The sequence below is a fragment of the Vreelandella lionensis genome (assembly GCF_044543515.1).
In the GTDB taxonomy this organism is placed as follows: Bacteria; Pseudomonadota; Gammaproteobacteria; order Pseudomonadales; family Halomonadaceae; genus Vreelandella; species Vreelandella lionensis.
On sequence record NZ_JBITWC010000005.1, the window covers coordinates 35,690 to 55,514 of the forward strand.

Annotated in this window: 16 protein-coding genes; 8 read left to right on the forward strand and 8 right to left on the reverse strand. The window is 58.9% G+C overall.

What is annotated here, in order from left to right:
* The first annotated feature begins 73 nt into the window (after positions 1-73).
* Positions 74-3,175, forward strand: a complete 3,102-nt coding sequence (gene ydiJ / locus ACIGG6_RS04160) for a D-2-hydroxyglutarate dehydrogenase YdiJ (protein WP_399842499.1) — start codon at positions 74-76, stop codon at positions 3,173-3,175.
* 41 nt (positions 3,176-3,216) lie between these two features.
* Here the strand turns inward: ydiJ and trpC are convergent, their stop codons facing one another.
* The 5 genes from trpC to ACIGG6_RS04185 form a co-directional block, all read right to left on the reverse strand.
* A complete protein-coding gene (trpC, locus tag ACIGG6_RS04165) occupies positions 3,217-4,020 on the reverse strand; it encodes an indole-3-glycerol phosphate synthase TrpC (protein WP_399842501.1) in 804 nt (267 codons plus the stop codon).
* 8 nt (positions 4,021-4,028) lie between these two features.
* Entirely contained in the window at positions 4,029-5,048 is a 1,020-nt protein-coding gene (trpD, locus tag ACIGG6_RS04170; protein ID WP_062374264.1) for an anthranilate phosphoribosyltransferase, read from the reverse strand.
* A gap of 36 nt (positions 5,049-5,084) precedes the next feature.
* A complete protein-coding gene (locus ACIGG6_RS04175) occupies positions 5,085-5,690 on the reverse strand; it encodes an anthranilate synthase component II (RefSeq protein ID WP_399842505.1) in 606 nt (201 codons plus the stop codon).
* Between the two features lie 86 nt (positions 5,691-5,776).
* The gene (gene fdhF / locus ACIGG6_RS04180; RefSeq protein ID WP_399842508.1) at positions 5,777-8,593 is read right to left on the reverse strand and encodes a formate dehydrogenase subunit alpha; all 2,817 of its coding nucleotides are present in this window, start codon (positions 8,591-8,593) and stop codon (positions 5,777-5,779) included.
* Positions 8,590-10,326 carry an NADH-ubiquinone oxidoreductase-F iron-sulfur binding region domain-containing protein gene (locus ACIGG6_RS04185; RefSeq protein WP_399842510.1) on the reverse strand — a complete coding sequence of 579 codons (1,737 nt, stop codon included), beginning with the start codon at positions 10,324-10,326 and terminating at the stop codon, positions 8,590-8,592. Before ACIGG6_RS04185 ends, fdhF begins: the two co-directional genes overlap by 4 nt.
* 291 nt (positions 10,327-10,617) lie before the next feature.
* On the opposite strand from ACIGG6_RS04185, the gene ACIGG6_RS04190 reads away from it, so the two are divergent.
* On the forward strand, positions 10,618-11,535 hold the full coding sequence (locus ACIGG6_RS04190) for a metal ABC transporter solute-binding protein, Zn/Mn family (protein WP_253501207.1): 918 nt from the start codon (positions 10,618-10,620) through the stop codon (positions 11,533-11,535).
* Between the two features lie 3 nt (positions 11,536-11,538).
* On the opposite strand, the gene ACIGG6_RS04195 is transcribed toward ACIGG6_RS04190, so the two are convergent.
* Entirely contained in the window at positions 11,539-12,207 is a 669-nt protein-coding gene (locus ACIGG6_RS04195; protein ID WP_399842512.1) for a phosphoglycolate phosphatase, read from the reverse strand.
* Positions 12,208-12,341: 134 nt separating this feature from the next.
* Here ACIGG6_RS04195 and ACIGG6_RS04200 point away from each other — a divergent pair, with 134 nt between their 5' ends.
* The gene (locus ACIGG6_RS04200) at positions 12,342-13,640 is read left to right on the forward strand and encodes an NAD(P)/FAD-dependent oxidoreductase (protein WP_399842515.1); all 1,299 of its coding nucleotides are present in this window, start codon (positions 12,342-12,344) and stop codon (positions 13,638-13,640) included.
* 57 nt (positions 13,641-13,697) lie between these two features.
* On the opposite strand, the gene rpe is transcribed toward ACIGG6_RS04200, so the two are convergent.
* Complete coding sequence (gene rpe, locus ACIGG6_RS04205) at positions 13,698-14,396, reverse strand: ribulose-phosphate 3-epimerase (RefSeq protein WP_399842518.1); 699 nt, start codon at positions 14,394-14,396, stop codon at positions 13,698-13,700.
* Positions 14,397-14,614: 218 nt separating this feature from the next.
* On the opposite strand from rpe, the gene cysP reads away from it, so the two are divergent.
* The 5 genes from cysP (at position 14,615) to ACIGG6_RS04230 (ending at position 19,167) form a co-directional block, all read left to right on the forward strand.
* The gene (cysP, locus tag ACIGG6_RS04210) at positions 14,615-15,652 is read left to right on the forward strand and encodes a thiosulfate ABC transporter substrate-binding protein CysP (RefSeq protein WP_399842521.1); all 1,038 of its coding nucleotides are present in this window, start codon (positions 14,615-14,617) and stop codon (positions 15,650-15,652) included.
* Between the two features lie 9 nt (positions 15,653-15,661).
* Positions 15,662-16,516, forward strand: a complete 855-nt coding sequence (cysT, locus tag ACIGG6_RS04215; protein WP_399842523.1) for a sulfate ABC transporter permease subunit CysT — start codon at positions 15,662-15,664, stop codon at positions 16,514-16,516.
* Positions 16,516-17,343, forward strand: a complete 828-nt coding sequence (gene cysW / locus ACIGG6_RS04220) for a sulfate ABC transporter permease subunit CysW (RefSeq protein ID WP_399842525.1) — start codon at positions 16,516-16,518, stop codon at positions 17,341-17,343. The genes cysT and cysW overlap by 1 nt, the downstream gene beginning before the upstream one ends.
* Positions 17,340-18,434, forward strand: a complete 1,095-nt coding sequence (locus ACIGG6_RS04225) for a sulfate/molybdate ABC transporter ATP-binding protein (RefSeq protein WP_399842528.1) — start codon at positions 17,340-17,342, stop codon at positions 18,432-18,434. Before cysW ends, ACIGG6_RS04225 begins: the two co-directional genes overlap by 4 nt.
* Positions 18,435-18,573: 139 nt before the next feature.
* Positions 18,574-19,167 carry a YajG family lipoprotein gene (locus tag ACIGG6_RS04230; RefSeq protein ID WP_083024609.1) on the forward strand — a complete coding sequence of 198 codons (594 nt, stop codon included), beginning with the start codon at positions 18,574-18,576 and terminating at the stop codon, positions 19,165-19,167.
* Positions 19,168-19,176: 9 nt separating this feature from the next.
* Here ACIGG6_RS04230 and ACIGG6_RS04235 read toward each other — a convergent pair whose 3' ends face one another.
* Positions 19,177-19,809: a thiopurine S-methyltransferase gene (locus tag ACIGG6_RS04235; RefSeq protein ID WP_399842531.1), complete on the reverse strand. Its 633-nt coding sequence runs from the start codon at positions 19,807-19,809 to the stop codon at positions 19,177-19,179.
* Between the last annotated feature and the right edge of the window lie 16 nt (positions 19,810-19,825).

The following is a 19,825-nucleotide window of genomic DNA, read 5'->3' on the forward strand; positions in this document are numbered from 1 at the left end:
TGCACCGCCGCAGTAGCTGCGGTAAAGTAGCGCTATCCCCTACCCGCTTCTAGCAGTGACGGCTTAACCCCCTATGATTGCATCCCTGGATTCTCGCACGGCCCCTTTTGAACGCCTGAACAGCCGCTATGTACGTTTTCTCGACGTCCTCCGCGCCCGCGGGTTTGAAGGCGAAATAGCGCCGGATTATGCCAACCGCACCGTGCTGGCGACGGATAACTCGATTTACCAGCGCCTTCCCCAGGCGGCGGTGTTTCCTAAGCATGCGGAAGACCTTGAGCGCCTTGCCAAGCTGGCTACTGAGCTGCCCCACCGCGATATCGCGCTCACGCCTCGGGGCGGCGGCACCGGAACCAACGGCCAGTCGTTGACCGATGGCATCGTGGTGGATGTCTCTCGCCACATGAACCAAATTCTTGAGATCGATGTGGAAGCCCGCCGGGTGCGGGTACAAGCGGGCGTGGTCAAAGACCAGCTCAACGCCGCGCTAAAGCCCCATGGGCTGTTTTTCGCCCCCGAACTATCGACATCGAATCGCGCCACCATTGGCGGTATGATCTCTACCGATGCCAGCGGCCAGGGGAGCTGCCAGTACGGCAAAACTCGCCACCACGTGTTAGAGCTGGATACCGTCCTTCTCGGCGGCCAGCACTTGCATAGCCGCCCACTTAGCGCAGAAGAGGAGCAGCAGGCGCTGGCCCAGGAAGGCGTGTTGGGCAAGGTACACCGCACCGCCGCGACGATTATCGACCAACAGCGCGAACTGATTGAGGCAAAATTCCCACCGCTCAACCGCTGTTTGACCGGCTACGACTTGGCGCATCTGCGCGAAGAGGGCCAGCTCAACCTGAATAGCCTGCTGTGCGGCTCGGAAGGCTCCCTGGGCTTTTTAAACGAAGCCGTGCTCAACGTCTTGCCGATTCCCAAGCACGCTACGCTAGTGAATGTTCGCTACCCGAGCTTTATGGCTGCCTTGCGGGATGCCAAGGCGCTGATGACCGCCAGCGCATCGCCCACCTCCATTGAAACCATCGACGACACCGTGCTGCAACTAGCGATGGAAGACTTCGTTTGGGACAGCGTGGCAGAATTTTTCCCGGCGGGCAGCACGCCCATTCAGGGCATCAACCTGATCGAGTTCAACGATGATGACCCCGAACAGCTCGCAGGGCGTGTCAAAGCGTTTACCCAGCACCTGAGCCAGGATGCCACCGTGGAGCGGCTAGGCTACACCCTGGCGGAAGGCCGCCCGCAGATTCAGAAAGTCTACGCCATGCGCAAACGCTCGGTAGGTCTGCTGGGTAACGTGCAGGGGGAGAAGCGTCCGCTGCCGTTCGTGGAGGACACCGCCGTTCCGCCGGAACATTTGGCCGACTTCATTACCGAGTTCCGCGCCGCGCTGGATGCACGCAAGCTCTCCTACGGCATGTTTGGCCATGTGGATGCGGGGGTGCTGCACGTGCGCCCGGCGCTGGATATGAAAGACCCCGCCCAGGAAGCGCTGATTCGCGAGATTTCTGACGAAGTCGCTGCGCTCACCCAGAAGTACGGCGGGCTGCTGTGGGGCGAACACGGTAAAGGCGTGCGCTCCGAGTACGGGCCGAAGTTTTTCGGTGAGCTTTACCCCTGCCTGCAGCAAGTCAAGGCGGCGTTCGACCCGCACAACCAGCTCAACCCAGGCAAGATTGCTTCGCCTTCTGACAACACCGCGCTGATCGCCAAAGAGAGCGACCCGGAACTGCTCACCGTCGATGGTGTTCCTATGCGAGGCCAGCTCGATCGCACGATTGATGAGCGGGCCTGGCAGGCCTATGACGCAGCGGTGTACTGCAACGGCAACGGCGCTTGCTACAACTACGATGTGGACGACCCCATGTGCCCATCGTGGAAGGCCACCCGCGACCGCCGCCACTCCCCTAAGGGCCGCGCCAGCCTGATTCGTGAATGGCTGCGCTTGCAGTCGCAAGCGGGCATCGACGTGGTGGAAGAGTCGCGTAAAAAGAAAGCCGAGCGCACCTGGGGCTTTATTAAAAGCTTCCCCAAGCGGGTGATGAACACCGTTAGCCGCCAGCAGCACCACGACTACTCCCATGAAGTCTACGACGCCATGGCGGGCTGCTTGGCGTGTAAGTCCTGCGCGGGCCAGTGTCCGATCAAAGTCAACGTACCGCAGTTCCGCTCACAGTTTTTAGAGGTGTATCACGGCCGCTACCTGCGCCCGCTGCGGGATTACGTGATTGGCGGCACCGAATTTATGCTGCCTGCGTTAACCAAGATGGCTCCACTGTATAACGCCGCCCTTGGCCAGCGCTGGGTAGAGCAACTCATGCAGAAAGGGCTCGGTATTAGCGACTCCCCCGCGCTATCTCGCGCTAGCGTGAAAAAACAGCTGCGCGCCTGGGGCGTTGCGGAAGCCACGCCCACATCGCTTGCGCTACTCACCGAGCAGCAGCGGGCCAACAGCGTCGTGATTGTGCAGGACGCTTTCACCACTCACTTTGAAGCCAAGCTGGTGATGGATGTGGTAGAGCTGCTATCGCGGCTGAACCTGCGCGTGTTTGTCATGCCGTTTTCTGCCAACGGCAAGCCGCTGCACGTACAGGGCTTTTTGGGTGCCTTTGAGCGGACGGCAGAAAAGCAGGCCAAACGCCTTCGCGCACTCAGCGAGTTCGAGGTGCCCATGGTAGGCATCGACCCTGCCATGACGCTGACCTACCGCCAGGAGTACGTCAAAGCGCTGGGCCCTGAGCAAGTGCCGAACGTACTGATGCTGCAGGAGTGGTTAGCGACCCGCGTCAACACCCTCGCCCCCGGCCAGCTAACGCTCAAAGACCCTGGCTTTAAGCTGCTTTCCCACTGCACCGAAAAAACCAATGCGCCGGGCAGCCCAAAAGCGTGGCAGCAGGTATTTGCAGCGTTTGGTTTGCAGCTAGAGCTGGCCACCACGGGCTGCTGCGGTATGTCCGGTACCTACGGCCATGAGACCCGTAACGTCGCTACCTCGAAAACGATCTACGCTCAGTCGTGGCAGCCACAGGTGGAAGCCGAAGAGAACAGCGGTAAGCTACTGGCCACCGGCTACTCCTGCCGCAGCCAGGTGAAGCGCTACTCGGCGCAAACCCTGCCCCACCCACTGCAAGCTCTGCTGACCAGTATCAAACAGGCCAGCCGCTAACGCGGCTGGCCTGCTGGGGCTTGCTGGTTCCGTGTGAACGTTTAGAAAAACAGCCGCTTGAGGGCCAAACCAGGGTCCTCTTCGCGCATAAACGCTTCACCCACCAAAAAGCCATTGACCTCGTGGTCACGCATTAGCTCTACGTCATCACGCGTGTGAATGCCGGATTCGGTAATCACGGTCACGCCTTCAGGGATACGTGGCAGCAGATCCAGAGTGGTATTCAGGCTGGTGTCAAAGGTGTGCAGGTTGCGGTTATTGATACCCACCAGCTTGAGGTCCAGCGCCAGGGCACGCTCTAGCTCCTCTGCATCGTGAACTTCCACCAGCACATCCATCCCCAATGCGTTGGCCTGCTGGTGCAGGTCGCGCAGCTGAGCGTCATTGAGCGCCGCCACAATCAATAGGATGCAGTCCGCACCGATGGCGCGCGCTTCAGTGACCTGATAGCCGTGGGTAATAAAGTCTTTACGGATCAGCGGCAGGTCGCAGGCATCGCGAGCGGCAATGAGGTAATCCTCATGGCCCTGGAAGAAGTCGGCATCAGTCAGCACGGAAAGGCACGCTGCGCCGCCCTGGGCGTAGCTTTTGGCGATATCCGCTGGGTGAAACTCTTCCCGCATCACGCCTTTAGAGGGCGAGGCTTTTTTCACCTCGGCGATTACTGCCGCGTCGCCTGCCGCAATACGCTGATTCAATGCATCAATAAAGCCACGGGGCGCGCTCTGCTTCTCCGCTAGCGCTAGCAGATCCGCTTCAGATACGGCTTGCTGACGCTCAGCGACTTCCTGGTCTTTACGGGCCAAAATGCGCGTTAAAATAGTCGGCGTTGCCTGGTCACTCATTGGAAGTTTTACCCTTTAAAGACGCTAGTGAAGTGCGAAAGCTCTCTGAGCTTTTCAAGCGGTAGTTTGGAGGCCTGGGCATCCTGGGCCACCATCACGCCCTCTTTCAAGCTATCGGCCACGCCCGCGCAGTAGAGCGCCGCCCCGGCGTTGAGTGCCACCATATCTGCCGCAGCCCCCTCGCCGCTAAGGGCGGCTTTCACCAAACGCAGGCTATCTTCCGCGCTGGACGCTTTAAGGGTGGCGAGGCTTTGGCGCTCGATACCCAGGGATTCCGGCGTAATGGTGTACTGGGTAATCTCGCCCTCTTTTAGCTCCGCCACCAGGGTGGGCGCCGCCAGAGAGATCTCATCAAGGCCATCTTCAGAATGCACCACCATGACATGGCGGCTACCCAGCTTGCGCAATACTTCGGCCATCAGCGGCACCAGCTCCGCTGAATATACGCCCAGCACTTGATTGGGCGCACTGGCGGGGTTGGTTAACGGGCCAAGAATATTGAACAGCGTACGTACGCCCATTTCCCGCCGTGGCCCAATGGCATAGCGCATGGCTGGGTGGTGGTTGGGTGCGAACATAAAGCCAACACCTACCTGCTCAATGCAGCGCGCCACTTGTTCAGGCTTGAGGTCGAGATAGATGCCGGCAATATCGAATAAATCGGCGCTGCCAGAAGAAGAGGAAACGCTGCGATTGCCATGTTTAGCCACATGGGCACCGCCAGCGGCGGCCACAAAACTAGACGCCGTGGACACATTAAACAGGTTCGCGCCATCGCCGCCGGTGCCGACGATATCCACCACGTTCTCGGTGTGTAGCTCGACGCGTTTCATTAAATCGCGCATCACCTGGGCGGCGGCGCTGATCTCTTCAGCGCTTTCGCCTTTCATGGCCAGCCCCACCAGCAGGCCGCCAATTTGCGCGTCGGAGGCTTCGCCGGTCATGATCTGGCGCATCAGTGCGTGCATCGCATTGAAAGAGAGGTCTTCGCGGCGCATCACCGCGTTAATTGCGTCTCGCATTTGCATGAGCAGGAAAGCCCCTAAAGCGTATGAATTTGGCGATCAGCCGCGTTGTAAAAAATTGGCCAATAACGCATGGCCCTGGCGCGTGAGTATCGACTCAGGGTGAAACTGTACCCCTTCCACATCAAGGGTGCGATGACGAAAGCCCATAATCAGCCCGGGCGTTACGTCATCCTCGGCGGTCCAGGCGGTCACTTCCAGGCAGTCGGGCAGGCTCTCCTGCTCAACTACCAATGAGTGATACCGCGTCACTTCCAGCGGGTTTTCCAGCCCGCTGAACACGCCCTGCCCACGGTGTACAACGGCCGAGGTTTTACCGTGCATCACCTGGGGTGCCCGCACCACCTTGCCGCCGTACACTTGGCCGATGGCCTGATGCCCCAGGCAAACGCCCAAAATAGGCAGTTTGCCCGCAAAGTGCTCAATGGCCGCCAGCGAAATGCCCGCTTCGTTGGGCGTACACGGGCCGGGCGAAATCACCAGATGGGTAGGTGCCAGGGCGCGCATCTGCTCCAGGGTAATCTCATCGTTGCGATAGGTCATCACCTCGGCATCCAGCTCACCCAGGTACTGGACGATGTTAAACGTGAAGCTGTCGTAGTTATCCAGCATCAACACCTGTTGCACTGCCTGCGCTTGCGCCATCGCCCCGCTTACTCCATCACATAAATAAAACCGCACAGGCGAGATGATACCCCAACCCAGACGCTCCTTGCAGGGGCAGCGCGCGCTTAGTGGGGCTGCGGCACCGCTGCCCGCTCCAGTCGGCAGGCGGCGTACTTGAACTCGGGTATTTTACCGTAGGGGTCCAGGGCTGGGTTGGTGAGCAGATTGGCGGCGGCCTCGGCGTAGGCAAACGGCACAAACACCATCCCATCGGGGATTTTATCGTCCACTCTGGCGGTCAGCGTTATTGTGCCTCGCCGCGTGGTTATGGTGAGCTTCTCACCCGGCGCCACCCCCAGGCGATTGAGTTCGCCCGGTGAGAGGCTGGCAACCGCCTCTGGCTCTAGGGCGTCGAGCACCTGGGCACGCCGCGTCATGGAACCCGTATGCCAATGCTCCAACTGGCGGCCGGTGGTCAGTACCGTGGGGTACCCGTCATCCACCGGCTCGTCCGGCGGTAGCGGGCGCGTAGGGGCGAATTTAGCCAGCCCGCCAGCCCGCGGAAAGGCGTCGCTAAAGACCACGTCCTGGCCGGGAGCATCCTCGGCTGGGCAGGGGTATGTGACGGAGTTCTCCCGCGCTAGCCGCTCCCAGCTAATGTGATTGAACGAGTGCATGCCCTGCTGCATTTCGGCAAACACTTCTTGCGGGTGCTGATAGCGCCAGCCCAGCCCAAAGCGGTTGGCGATCTCTTGGATGATCCACCAGTCCGGCTTGGCTTCTCCGGGCAGCGGTAAGGCCGCCCTGCCCAGCTGTACTTGGCGGTTAGTGTTGGTCACGGTGCCGTCTTTTTCGGGCCACGCGGAGGCAGGCAGAATCACGTCCGCGAACTGAGCGGTTTCGGTGATAAACAGATCCTGCACCACCAAATGCTCAAGCTTACCCAGCGCAGCGCGGGCGTGGGTAAGGTCCGGGTCAGACATCGCTGGGTTTTCACCCAAAATGTACATACCGCGCACCTCGCCTGCGTGAATCGCATTCATCACTTCCACCACCGTCAGCCCAGGCTCATCGCTCAGCGGCGTGTTCCATAGCTCTTCAAACGCGGCGCGCAGCTGGCTATCGCCTACTGGCTGGTAGTCCGGCAGCACCATGGGAATCAGCCCCGCATCCGAGGCACCCTGCACGTTATTCTGGCCGCGCAGCGGGTGCAGGCCCGTGCCGGGGCGACCGGCATGGCCGCACGCCAGTGCCAGCGAAATCAAACAGCGGGCATTGTCGGTACCGTGGGTGTGCTGAGAGATGCCCATGCCCCAGAAAATCATCGCTTTCTCGGCGTTGGCGTAGCGGCGCGCCACCTCACGAATAGTGTCGGGGGCTACGCCGCACAGCGCGCTCATGGCCTCCGGTGTGCTGTGCGCCACGCTCTGCTTGAGCGCTTCAAAGCCTTCGGTGTGGGCATCGATGTAGGCTTGGTTATACAGGCCTTCCGCGATAATCACGTGGAGCAGCGCGTTGAACAGCGATACATCCGCCCCCGGTGTAAAGCGCACGCTCATGGTTGCGTAAGCATCCAACGCCTGCCCGCGAGGGTCGAGAATGATGATCTCGGTACCCTGCTTGGCTGCCTGCTTGAAGAATGTTGCCGCCACGGGGTGATTCACCGCCGGGTTGCAGCCGGTTAGGATCACCACGTCAGCTTCCAGCGCCTGCATAAACGAAGCGGTCACCGCGCCTGAACCCAGGCACTCCATCAGCGCCGCAACGGAGCTGGCATGGCAAAGCCGCGTGCAGTGGTCCACGTTATTGCTGCCAAAGCCGGTACGCACCAGCTTCTGGAACAGCCACGCCTCTTCATTAGAGCACTTGGCGCTGCCAAAGCCCGCCAATGCTTTGGGACCTTGCGCATGCTTAATCGCCATTAGGCCACCCGCCGCGATTTCCAGCGCTTCGTCCCAGCTGGCTTCGCGGAAGTGGCTAAATGGATTGGCAGGGTCAAAGGTAGAGTCGAGCGCCTTAGGAATACCCGGTAAGCGTATCAGCGGCTTGGTCAGGCGTGTCGGGTGGCTCACGTAATCAAACCCAAACCGGCCTTTCACGCACAGGCGGTTCTGGTTAGCGGGGCCGTTGCGCCCTTCCACATAGGCCAGGGCATCGTCGTTAATATGGTACGTCAGCTGGCAGCCCACCCCGCAGTAGGGGCACACGGAATCCACCTGCCGCTGGCTTTGAGAATCGCCCTGACCTTGGGCATTGACCATGGTGGCGGGCATCAAGGCACCGGTGGGGCACGCCTGCACACACTCGCCGCAGCCCACGCAGGTGCTCTGGCCCATCGGGTCGGCAAAATCAAACACGACGTTGGCGGCAGCACCCCGCTGGGCCATGCCGATGACATCGTTACTCTGCACCTCGCGGCAGGCGCGCACGCACAGGTTGCAGGTAATGCAGGCGTCCAAGTCGACATGCATCGCCGGGTGGCTGGTATCTGGCTGGCTCACCTTTGGCGCAGCCGATGCATGGTTGACGGCTGCTTTACGGCGTGGCGGCAGCCATGACTTAACGGCCGCTTCGTCGACCGCTAACTGATCGGCCACCTCCCAGAAGTGGCTGGAGCGGTCAGGGCTTTGGGCGCGGCTGGGCTGGTCGGCCATCAGCAGTTCCAATACCGTTTCACGCGCTTGTGTGGCACGGGGCGAGTGGGCGCTGCGTACCACCATGCCGGGTTTGGCCTCGCGGATACAGCTTGCCGCTAGCACGCGCTCGCCTTCCACTTCCACCATACAGGCACGGCAGTTGCCATCGGCGCGGTAGCCGGGGGCATCTTTAAAGCAGAGGTGGGGAATGGTCTCTCCAGCGCGCTTGGCCACCTGCCAAAGGGTTTCTCCGGGGTAGGCAGTGACTTCTTGATCATCCAAGACAATAGTGAACGAAGCGGTCATGGTGCACTCCCTTCAGCGGCATCGCTGACGATAATCTGCTGCTGGGCGAGCGCAGGGCGGAAATCCTTGAGTAGCCCCAATACAGGATTTGGAGCCGCTTGCCCCAGGCCGCAAATCGAAGCGTCCTGCATCACTTGTGCCAGTCGATTGAGCGCCTGCACATCCCATGTGGGTTGCTCTAGCAAGCTGAGCATTTTCTCGGTGCCTACCCGGCAAGGCGTACACTGCCCGCAGGATTCATCGGCAAAAAAAGCCAACAGGTTGGTGGCCACCGCCTGAAGATTGTCTTGCTCAGAGAGCACGATAATCGCCGCCGACCCAATAAAACTGCCGTGCGCCTGCAGCGTGTCGAAATCCAGCGGCACATCGGCTTTGCTGGCGGGCAGAATGCCACCCGAGGCGCCGCCGGGCAGGTAAGCGGCCAGCGAATGCCCTTCCGCCATGCCGCCCGCATACTCCTCTATCAACTCGCGCAGCGTGATGCCTGCTGGCGCCAAGTACACGCCGGGCTTGTTCACTCGCCCTGAGACAGAAAAACTGCGCAGGCCTCGTCGACCATTGCGCCCATGCCCAGCAAACCACTCAGCCCCTTTGTGCCAAATGGTAGGAATCCAATAAACTGTTTCAACGTTATTGACCAGCGTGGGGCGGCCAAACAGCCCCTGCTGGGCTACGTAAGGCGGGCGGTGACGCGGCTTGCCGGGCTTGCCTTCCAAGGATTCGATCAGCGCCGACTCCTCACCGCAGATGTAAGCGCCCGCGCCCCGGCGCATGATGATGAATTCAGGCGCGACAATGCCCGCCTGTTCAAGCTCCGCAATCGCTTCATGGAGCACGCGGTGCAGGCCGGGATACTCGTCGCGCAGATAGATATAGAGCGCCTCGGCTTCTATCGCCCAAGCGCTAATCAGCGCGCCCTCAAGAAACTGATGCGGCGCGCGCTCTAAATAGTAGCGGTCTTTAAACGTCCCCGGCTCGCCTTCGTCAGCGTTAATCACGCAGTAGCGCGGCCCGGCGGCTTGGCGCACGGCCTGCCACTTTTTAAAGGTAGGGAAGCCCGCACCTCCCAAGCCTCGCAAGCCCGAGACTTCAAGCGCCTGCAGCACATCATCAATGCTGACCTTACCGCTGCGGACATTGGCCAGTAACTGGTAACCGCCAGCCTGCTGATAGGCGTCAAGCCGCTGCCACAAAGTCGCTTCAGGGTGAAAGTGGCCGGTATCCACTACGGCTTCGACGCCTTCTGCGGTGGCATACAGCACATGGTGATGGCCCACCTCGGCCACCGGCGCGGTATCGCAGCGCCCCATGCAGGGCGCACGGGTCACCCGTACACAGTCAGGATCGACGCGGGCCTCTAAGGCTTTGTGCAGCGCACTGGCCCCCGCTAATTGGCAGGAAAGAGAATCACAGACGCGAATCGTGGTATCCGGCGGGGGCGCTTGGTGGTCGTGCACCACATCGAAATGGGCATAGAACGTCGCCGTCTCGTACACCGCTGCCATGGGCAGGTTCATATAGGCTGCCAGGGCGCGCAGTTCCACAAGCGATAAGTGGCCGTGGGCATCCTGAATGGCGTGTAGATGCTCAATCAACAGGTCGCGACGCTTCAGGCTTGGCGTCTGGCGCTCATCGCCTAACAGGTCACGCAGCGCCGCCAGTGCGACAGGCGCTACATCACGCCCTTTAGGGTACCCGCGGCGGCGAGAGGACATACCATTTTGAGAGGTCATGACACGCTATCCAGAAAGCTGTTCAAAAGAGTGATTTAAAAAAAGCTACGCTTGTCAAAAGAGGACTAGGCTTAGGGCTAGGCGAACATAGATAGTAGCTATTTTGTCCACCATGTCGTTATTTAGCGGCATTTTTTTAAAGCATAGAGGTTAACAGGCGTGGGTGAAACCACTTCGTTTGCAGGAGTTGGCACTACGCTTTGCTCTAAAGCAAAGCGCGGCAATGGCTCTAGCAACAAAGCAGGACACTCTTTATGATTTGCCGTCATGTTAATAGGTTAGGAGCGTGGTATGGACAAGCGGGCACCCTGGATAATCACGCTCTTATTAGTGGCGACATTCATCACCCCCCAGGCATTCGCGGCCACTTCGATTAAAGTGATAGCGTCGTTTTCGGTCATCGAAGATTTAGTCAAGCGTGTCGCAGGCGATGATATCAGCATCACGACGATTGTACCGGTGGGCGACGATGTTCACCGCTGGGAGCTGACGCCCCCTAACGTACTTGCAGTGGAAGAGGCCGATATCGTGTTTTACAACGGCCACGGGCTAGAGCCATGGATCCGTCATGTAGAAGCGATGGCCAACGACACGCTAACGCTAATGGCTCTGGCCGAAAGCGCCAACTATGCGCCGCTGACGATTCCAGTGGGTCAGCATAAAGGCAATCCGGACCCCCATATGTGGATGGACCCAAAAGGGGCTGCCGCTTATATCGAGGTAATCACTCACACCCTAAGCGTACGCTATCCCGACAAAGCAGCCGCTTTTCAGGCTCGAGCGGTGCAAGCCAGGGAGGCGCTTGCCCTACTCGACCAGCAGATAAAAGAGCGCCTGGAGGGGATTCCGCAAACCAATCGTATACTCACTACCAGTGAAGCGGCTTTTGGCTATTTTGCCCACGCTTACGGCTTTGAGTATGCCGCGATTTGGGGCCTAGGCAGCGAGACACTGGGCAGCGCCCAGGCTATGGAAATCATGAGCAAACGCTTAACCGACAAACGTCCGCCCGCGCTGTTTTATGAAAGCACGACACCTTATATCCATATGGATGCCCTAGCGCGAGAGGCTGGCCTTACGCTAGCAGGCCCGCTCTATGTGGATACGCTGAGTGATACCGATGGCCCCGCCTACAACTACCCGGCGATGCTGCGCCACAATGCCGAGCTGTTGCATGAAGCGCTGGGAGGTGCCAGGGCCGAGGAGTAGCCGCTAGCTAACCAGCTCGCGAAGCGATGCCACTATCAGATCCGGGTGGCTCTGCTCGATGGGGTCGCCGTGGTTATAGCCATATGGCAGTGCCACCGTCGTAAAACCCGCCGCCCTACCCGCCGCGATATCATGGCGAGAGTCCCCCACCATCACGCTTGCCGAGGGGGCAATATCCAGCGTATGGGCAACATGCAGAAGCGGCAACGGGCTGGGTTTTTTCTCGGCTAGCGAGTCGCCGCCCACGGTAGACGTGAACAGCGCCAGCACACCAAAGTGGCTTAATATAGGCGCAATGAACCGCTCGGGTTTATTGGTAATCAAGGCCAGCACAAAACCCGCCTCATGCAGCGCATGAAGCACCTCAAAGGCACCCGGGTAGAGTTTGGTTAATGCATTGGGTGCGGCCCCGTAGTGGCGCATAAACGCTTCATAGGCGTTTTGTTGTAGCGCTGCCTCAGGTGCGACGTTCAGCGCCCAGGTCAGGGCTCGCTCTACCAGTACCTGCGCGCCGTTGCCCACCCAATCGCGCACCTGATCTTCACTCGGCTGCGCCAGCCCAACTTCTTGCAGCGCCCGCTGCACGCCAACGGCCAAATCGGGCACTGAGTCGATTAACGTGCCGTCTAAATCAAAGGCGATTAACCGCTTTCCTTGCAAAATGGTATGCACGCGTGGCCTCACTTATGTGCTTAGGCTGCTAGTTGGCAACAATGTCGATTAATTTGACCATCTTACCTACTTAGCCCTTCGTCATACACCGCATAAAGTTCTATGCTGTGGCTATATTTGCCAAGGAGAGAGTAATGGCCATTCCCCGAATTGTGATTGTGGGCGGCGGCGCGGGCGGGCTAGCCCTAGCCACCCGTCTTGGACATACGCTAGGTAAAAAAAAACGCGCTGAGATTGTCCTGCTTGACCGCAACGCCACCCACGTATGGAAGCCGCTGCTGCATGAGCTGGCCACCGGGGTGCTGAACTCCAGTATGGATGAAGTGGATTATCGTGGGCACTCCTCGGCCCACTACTACCGCTACCAGCGCGGTTCCCTCAACGGTTTGGACCGGGAACAGAAGGTCATTCACCTGGCACCTATTGAAGATGAAGATGGCGTAGAGGTGCTGCCCGCCCGCCAGCTCACCTACGACTACTTGGTGCTATCGCTGGGCAGTGTTTCCAATGATTTTGGTACCAAGGGGGTCGCAGAGCACTGCCACTTTATTGACTCCCCACAGCAGGCCAAAGCCTTCCAGCGGGACATGATCAATACCTTCCTGCGCTATACCGACCCCAAGCTGCGTCAGAACACCCAGCTCACCATTGGCATTGTCGGCGGCGGTGCAACAGGGGTAGAGCTTTCTGCCGAACTGCTCGACGCCTCGCGCCTGCTCAATGCCTATGGTGTCACTGCAGTGGACCACCAAACCATTAGCGTGCATTTGATTGAAGCGGCACCGCGTCTGCTCCCCGGTTTATCTGAGCGCATCAGCCAAACCGTTCAGCAAGAGCTGGAGAGCATGGGGGTCACCGTGCATGTGGGCACGGCGATTCAAGAAGCCCAGGAGTACCAACTGGTGACAGGCGACGGAGAAGTGATTGAAACCGATCTCAACGTATGGGCGGCAGGTATTAAAGCGCCGCCGTTTCTCACCGAACTGGGCTTAAGCACCAACAAGCGCAACCAAATTAACGTCAAGCAGACGCTGCAAAGCGTGGACGATCCGCATATTTTTGCGATGGGCGACTGCGCTTGCTGCCCCCAAGGCGATGATGCAACGGTGCCGCCTCGCGCTCAGGCCGCCCATCAGCAGGCCAAGCTATTGGCGAAGAACCTTGAGCGCTGTCTGACCAAAAAGCCGCTGCAAGACTTCATTTATCACGACCACGGCTCACTGGTGTCGCTGGCTCGCTACGATGCCGTAGGGAATTTGATGCGCAGCTCAGCATCGCGGGGGCTGTTTTTGGAGGGCTGGCTGGCGCGCCAAGCCTATGCATCGCTCTACCGCATGCACCAGCTCTCGATTCACGGCGCACCAAAAACCGGGCTTGCATGGCTAGTGGATAAATTAAACCGCTACCTCAAACCACGCATGAAACTTCACTAAAGACATGCAAAGGGCGGGATCAGCCCGCCCCTCTTGTGTCTTAGCGCGCCTTCCGTCTCAGCGAACCTTAGCGAGCTCCGCGCGCATCTGCTGAATCACGCTGTCGTAGCCGTGCGGGTCACTTGCCTGGTGGGCGTTAAAGATCGCTGAACCCGCTACAAAGGTATCGGCACCGGCGGCGGCGATATCCGCGATATTGTCGACTTTGACGCCACCATCAATCTCCAGACGAATCGGCAGCCCAGAGGCGTCAATACGCGCCCGTGCTTCGCGTAGCTTATCCAGCGTACCGGGGATGAACGACTGGCCGCCAAAGCCGGGGTTGACGCTCATCAGCAGCACCATATCGACCTTGTCCATTACGTAATCAAGATACGAAAGCGGCGTTGCCGGGTTAAACACCAGCCCCGCTTTACAACCACCATCACGAATCAGCTGCAGCGAACGATCAATATGCTCGGATGCTTCGGGGTGGAAAGTGATGTAGCTGGCACCCGCCTCAATAAAATCGCTAATCATGCGATCCACCGGCTTCACCATCAGGTGCACATCAATGGGTGCCGTCACGCCATGCTCGCGCAGCGCCTTACATACCATCGGCCCAATAGTCAGGTTCGGCACGTAATGATTATCCATGACGTCGAAATGAACCACATCGGCGCCGGCCGCCAGCACGTTGTCGACCTCCTCGCCCAGCCGCGCAAAGTTAGCGGAGAGTATCGAAGGGGCAATCAAGAAATCCTGTGCAGCGCTCATGAAGGGGTCCTCAGGTAATAAAAATAAAGGCGCCATCTTACCAGAGCCACACACGAAGCCCTATTACACGTGAAGGTCATGCAGCACGCTTGCCGTCAATGCATATCCTTAAACAGATATTTCCAAATAGAATATAAAACACAATTGTAATTCCACAATCCTAGGTTTAACCTTAGCGGCATCGCGACTAAATCGCCCCCAGAATTAAGGAGTCTGCAATGACGCTATCCTCTGCATTCCGTACTGGCCTTCGCCGTAGCCTACTGGCCGTTGCCGTTGGCACCGCCGTTTCTGGCATGACCTTCTCCAGCGCCGCCGTCGCTCAGGAGCGCGAGCTACTGAACTCCTCCTATGACATCGCCCGCGAGCTGTTCGCCGCGATTAACCCGGAGTTCCAGGCGTGGTGGGAAGAAGAGCATGGCGAAGAGATCGCTATCAGCCAGTCCCACGGTGGCTCCTCTGCCCAGGCGCGCGCCATTATGCAGGGCCTGCGTGCGGACGTAGTGACGTTTAACCAAGTGACCGACGTTCAAGTACTGGCCGATGCAGGGTTGGTGGCTGAAGATTGGCAGGATGCGTTTGAGAACAACGCTTCGCCCTACTACTCCACCACCGCTTTCCTGGTGCGCAAAGGCAACCCGAAAGGCATCGAAAGCTGGGATGACCTCGTTAAAGAAGACGTGCAGATGGTCTTCCCGAACCCGAAAACCTCCGGTAACGGCCGCTACACGTACCTGGCTGCCTGGGGCTTCGCCGAGAATGAATTCGACGGCGATGAAGAGAAGATCCAAGACTTCATGCGCAACTTCCTGCGCAACGTAGCGGTGTTCGACACCGGCGGTCGCGGTGCCACAACCAGCTTTATCGAGCGCGGCATTGGCGACGTACTGATCAGCTTTGAGTCTGAAGTGAATAACATCCGCAGCGAATACGGCAGCGATGACTACGAAGTAATCGTCCCGCCGGTGAGCATTCTGGCGGAATTCCCGGTCGCGGTGGTGGGTGAAAACGCCGAACGTAACGGCAACAGCGACTTAGCCCAAAGCTACTTAGAGTACCTCTATACCGAAGACGCCCAGCGTCAGCTGGCAGGCTTTAACTACCGTGTCCATAACGACACTGTGGTAGAAGAGTTTGCCGACCAGTTCCCCGACACCGAGCTATTTGAAGTCGAAAACGTGTTCGGCAGCTGGGAAGAAGCGATGGAGAACCACTTCGAAGGCGGTGCTCTGCTTGATCAACTGCAACGTCGTTAACGGAACCCCATGAGCCAATTAGCATTTTGGCGATCCGGCAGCACGCGCGTGCTGCCGGGTTTTGGCCTATCTATGGGTATCAGCGTGCTATTTATTTCGCTGGTACTGCTACTCCCCATTACCGGGCTGTTTGGCCAGCTTTCTGAACTAAGCCTGGCCGAGTACTTTGCCATCATCACCGAAGGCCGCGTCGTCGCCAGCTATATGGTCACCATCGGCGCGGCAGCCGTGGCGGCGCTGGTGAATGCGGTGTTTGGTCTGCTGCTGGCATGGGTACTGGTGCGCTATGAGTTTCCTGGCAAACGCCTGCTCGATGCCTTGATGGATCTCCCCTTCGCCCTGCCCACCGCCGTTGCGGGCATCACCCTGGCCACGCTCTATGCAGGCAACGGCTGGGTGGGCAACATCATTGAGCCCATGGGGTTTCAAGTGGCTTACACCTGGGTAGGCATTGCCCTGGCGATGGCCTTCACCAGTATTCCCTTTGTGGTACGCACGGTGCAGCCGGTGCTGGAAGATTTGCCTGCCGAGGTAGACGAAGCCGCGATGTCTCTGGGTGCCACCGATGGCGTGGCGTTTCGCCGTGTGATTATGCCGCATCTATGGCCCGCGCTCGTCACCGGCACCGGGCTTGCCTTCGTACGCTCATTAGGTGAGTTCGGGGCGATTATTTTTATCGCAGGCAATATGCCTTACGAAACCGAAATTACCGCGCTGATGATCTTCGTCAAACTGCAGGAGTATGACTACGCTGGGGCGTCTGCCATTGCCTCGGTGGTGCTGTTTGTTTCGTTGGCGCTGCTGCTCGCCATCAATATCTGGCAGGGCCGCTTTGTGCGTCGTCTGCATGGAGGTAAAGGATAATGCGCCGGATTGGTGATGCGCCTTTAGTGCGGCGCTTATTAATTGGCGCAGCCCTACTGCTGTCTGCGCTATTTCTGCTGCTGCCGCTGGTGGCTATTTTTGCTCAGGCGTTCTCCCAGGGCGTCATGGTATTTTGGGAGAACGTGAGCAATACGTTCACCCTCCACGCCATTGGTCTCACGCTGGTCATCGCGTTAATGACCATCCCCATCTGCTTGGTGTTTGGCGTTGCGCTGGCATGGCTGGTGACGCGCTTTAGCTTCCCAGGGCGGCGCATTCTGCAAACGCTGATTGATATTCCGTTTGCCGTCTCCCCTGTCGTCGCTGGCTTAATTTATCTACTGCTGTATGGCCGCAACGGCTGGATTGGCGGATGGTTAGATAGCCACGATATTCAGCTGATGTTTGCCTGGCCGGGCATTTTGATGGTCACCATCTTCGTCACCTGCCCGTTTGTGGCGCGTGAATTAATCCCGCTTATGCAGGCCCAAGGCTCACGGGAAGAAGAAGCCGCCGTAACGCTGGGCGCTTCTGGCTGGACAACGTTTTGGCGGGTCACGCTACCCAACATTCGCTGGGCACTGCTCTACGGCATCATCCTTACCAACGCCCGCGCGGTGGGTGAATTTGGCGCGGTCTCGGTTGTCTCAGGGGCCATTCGCGGGCAAACCAATACGCTACCGCTGCACCTTGAGCAGCTCTATCAGGATTACAACGCCGTGGGCGCGTTTGCGAGCGCCGCCCTGCTGGCCCTGATTGCCCTGTTAACTCTTGCGGCCAAGGCAGGCCTGGAATGGCGCGCATCGCGCCGGGAGGCATACACATGAGTATTCGCTTACAGAATATTGCCAAGCACTTTGCCAACACCCAGGCGCTTGAACCCATCAACCTGGACATTCACGAAGGTGAATTGGTGGGCTTGCTAGGTCCTTCCGGTTCGGGCAAAACCACCCTGCTGCGTATCATTGCTGGCCTAGAGAACGCCGATAGCTCGCCGCAGCCGGGTAAAATTCTATTTGGCGACCGAGATGTCACCAACGTCCATGTGCGCGACCGCCGCATCGGCTTTGTTTTTCAGCACTACGCCCTGTTTCGTCATATGAGCGTTTATGACAACGTGGCGTTTGGCCTTACGGTGATGCCGAAAAAGCGCCGCCCCTCCAACGGTGAAATTCGGGCGCGCGTCTTCAGGCTCCTTGAGATGGTGCAGCTACAGCACTTAGCCAACCGCTTGCCTGCCCAGCTCTCGGGTGGGCAACAGCAGCGCGTATCGCTGGCGCGCGCGCTTGCTGTAGAGCCTGACGTCCTGCTGTTAGACGAGCCGTTTGGCGCCCTGGATGCCAAGGTTCGCCAAGACCTTCGCCGCTGGCTCCGCCGCTTGCATGACGAACTGAACTTTACCAGCGTGTTCGTCACCCACGACCAGGAAGAAGCGCTGGAACTTTCCGACCGTGTGGTGGTGATGAGTAACGGCCGGATCGAGCAAATCGACACGCCAGACACACTCTACCGCGCGCCGAAGAACCGCTTTGTATTTGAGTTTTTGGGTGATGTGAACCACCTAGAGGGCCGCGTGCGCAATGGCGTGCTGACCTGCGGCGATGCGCATCTCAACGTGGACTTACCCGATGGCGATGAAGAGCTGCTGCTGCGCCCCCATGAGGTGCGGTTGGCGGAAGAGCCCAGCGCTGAAAGCCACCTGCCGGTGACGATTACCGCTATCTCCCCGGTCGGTGCCGAAGTGCGTCTGGAGCTAGAGGCCGACTGGCTGGCAAAACCGTGGCTAGCCACCGTTCGCCACGCCGATTTCGAGCGCCTGCACATGCGCCGGGGGCAGCGCTTGTTTGCTCATCCGCGCCAGTGGCATCGCTTTAAAGAAGACGCTAAAACACCTGAGCAGCAGGCACGAGTGGCTTAGGGACTGCTAGCGCGGCAGGCTAGCACAACGCTATACTGCCGCGATTATTGCAATGCCTTGTTTCTTAACGCTTTGCTTTTTAATACCTTGTTGCGACAGGTATGTTTATCGTTTAACCACAATGATTGCGGAGAGTTTTATGCGTCGGCGTCACTTTTTACGCGCGTCTGGTGCGTTGTTAACCACCCTATTGCTGGCAGGCTGTGCAAGTCCTCAATACCTACAGCTAAACCCCACCCGTAGCGCTAACGTGCCGCAAACCGGCTCGGGTCAGCAAGTGACCGTGGTGGCCGTCGATGCGCGGCCAGGCGAAGTGATTGGCACGCGCACGGGCGGCAACATGTCGACGGCGCAGATTACCGTAAGCAGCCATGAATTGATTCCACGCCTACAGGCCGAAGCGGAGCGTGCCGCACGCGATATGGGGTTTACCCCCACCCGCGAAGCCGCCCAAGGCCGCCCCAGCCTGACTCTGGAACTTGCCAGCTTGCACTATGGCCGTGGCGACAGCGGGCAGCCGCTAATTGATGAAGCGCGTATTGAAGGGGTTTTCCGGGCCATCGCGCAGAACCAGGGCACGACGTATACCGGGACATATACGTCACGTCGCACCCAAGGTTATGCGCTTAAACCGGGTGAAGATGCCAATACACGGATGTTGAACGACTTGCTTAGCGATGGCCTAAACCGGGCGTTCAGCGACCCAGAGCTGGGTCGGCTTCTCGCCCGTTAAGGGGGATAATTAAACCCGTGGCCCGCGCCGCTCAAGCGCCCAGATGCTTTCGCTTCGGCCACGGGCATCGGCGGGCAGGTGCGCTAATCGCTCGATACGGAAATTGGGCGCCATCAGGCGCTCAATTTCCTCATCCGGCACGCTAAATGGTGGCCCTGCCTCACCATCGCCATGGGTAAGCCCTACCAACAGCCCTTTCGCCCCAGGCGGTATCAACTGCGCTAAATGAAAGGCGTACCGCTCACGAGTCGCGGGCGGTAATGCAATCAGCGAGGCACGGTCGTAAAAAGCGCCCACTTCCGCGGCCTGCTGAATATGCAGATGAAAGAAGTCTCCGCACCAGAGCTCGATGTTACCCTGCCGGGACACGTCAAACCCCGCCTGGGTATAGCGAGAGATACCGCCACTACGCTGGGCCAAAAATTGCTCGATAGCCTCCGGGGCAAGCTCTATGCCCAACACCGGGTGCCCTTGGTCCGCGAGCCAGCGCATATCTAAGCTCTTCCCACATAGCGGCACCAACACCTTGGCTCCAGAGGGCACGCCTAGCGTTGGCCAATACTTCAACAGTGCCGGGTGGGTCTCCTCCAGGTGAAAGCCTATCCGGCCCTCTTGCCAACGCTGCCGCCAGGAATTCTCCATGGACATGCCCTCTTAC

Excerpts from the sequence above, each read along its gene's own strand:
- ydiJ (WP_399842499.1), top strand. The coding sequence starts at position 74 with ATGATTGCATCCCTGGATTCTCGCACGGCCCCTTTTGAACGCCTGAAC.
- trpC (WP_399842501.1), bottom strand. The coding sequence starts at position 4,020 with ATGAGTGACCAGGCAACGCCGACTATTTTAACGCGCATTTTGGCCCGT.
- trpD (WP_062374264.1), bottom strand. The coding sequence starts at position 5,048 with ATGCAAATGCGAGACGCAATTAACGCGGTGATGCGCCGCGAAGACCTC.
- ACIGG6_RS04175 (WP_399842505.1), bottom strand. The coding sequence starts at position 5,690 with ATGGCGCAAGCGCAGGCAGTGCAACAGGTGTTGATGCTGGATAACTAC.
- fdhF (WP_399842508.1), bottom strand. The coding sequence starts at position 8,593 with ATGACCGCTTCGTTCACTATTGTCTTGGATGATCAAGAAGTCACTGCC.
- ACIGG6_RS04185 (WP_399842510.1), bottom strand. The coding sequence starts at position 10,326 with ATGACCTCTCAAAATGGTATGTCCTCTCGCCGCCGCGGGTACCCTAAA.
- ACIGG6_RS04190 (WP_253501207.1), top strand. The coding sequence starts at position 10,618 with ATGGACAAGCGGGCACCCTGGATAATCACGCTCTTATTAGTGGCGACA.
- ACIGG6_RS04200 (WP_399842515.1), top strand. The coding sequence starts at position 12,342 with ATGGCCATTCCCCGAATTGTGATTGTGGGCGGCGGCGCGGGCGGGCTA.
- rpe (WP_399842518.1), bottom strand. The coding sequence starts at position 14,396 with ATGAGCGCTGCACAGGATTTCTTGATTGCCCCTTCGATACTCTCCGCT.
- cysP (WP_399842521.1), top strand. The coding sequence starts at position 14,615 with ATGACGCTATCCTCTGCATTCCGTACTGGCCTTCGCCGTAGCCTACTG.
- cysT (WP_399842523.1), top strand. The coding sequence starts at position 15,662 with ATGAGCCAATTAGCATTTTGGCGATCCGGCAGCACGCGCGTGCTGCCG.
- cysW (WP_399842525.1), top strand. The coding sequence starts at position 16,516 with ATGCGCCGGATTGGTGATGCGCCTTTAGTGCGGCGCTTATTAATTGGC.
- ACIGG6_RS04225 (WP_399842528.1), top strand. The coding sequence starts at position 17,340 with ATGAGTATTCGCTTACAGAATATTGCCAAGCACTTTGCCAACACCCAG.
- ACIGG6_RS04230 (WP_083024609.1), top strand. The coding sequence starts at position 18,574 with ATGCGTCGGCGTCACTTTTTACGCGCGTCTGGTGCGTTGTTAACCACC.
- ACIGG6_RS04235 (WP_399842531.1), bottom strand. The coding sequence starts at position 19,809 with ATGGAGAATTCCTGGCGGCAGCGTTGGCAAGAGGGCCGGATAGGCTTT.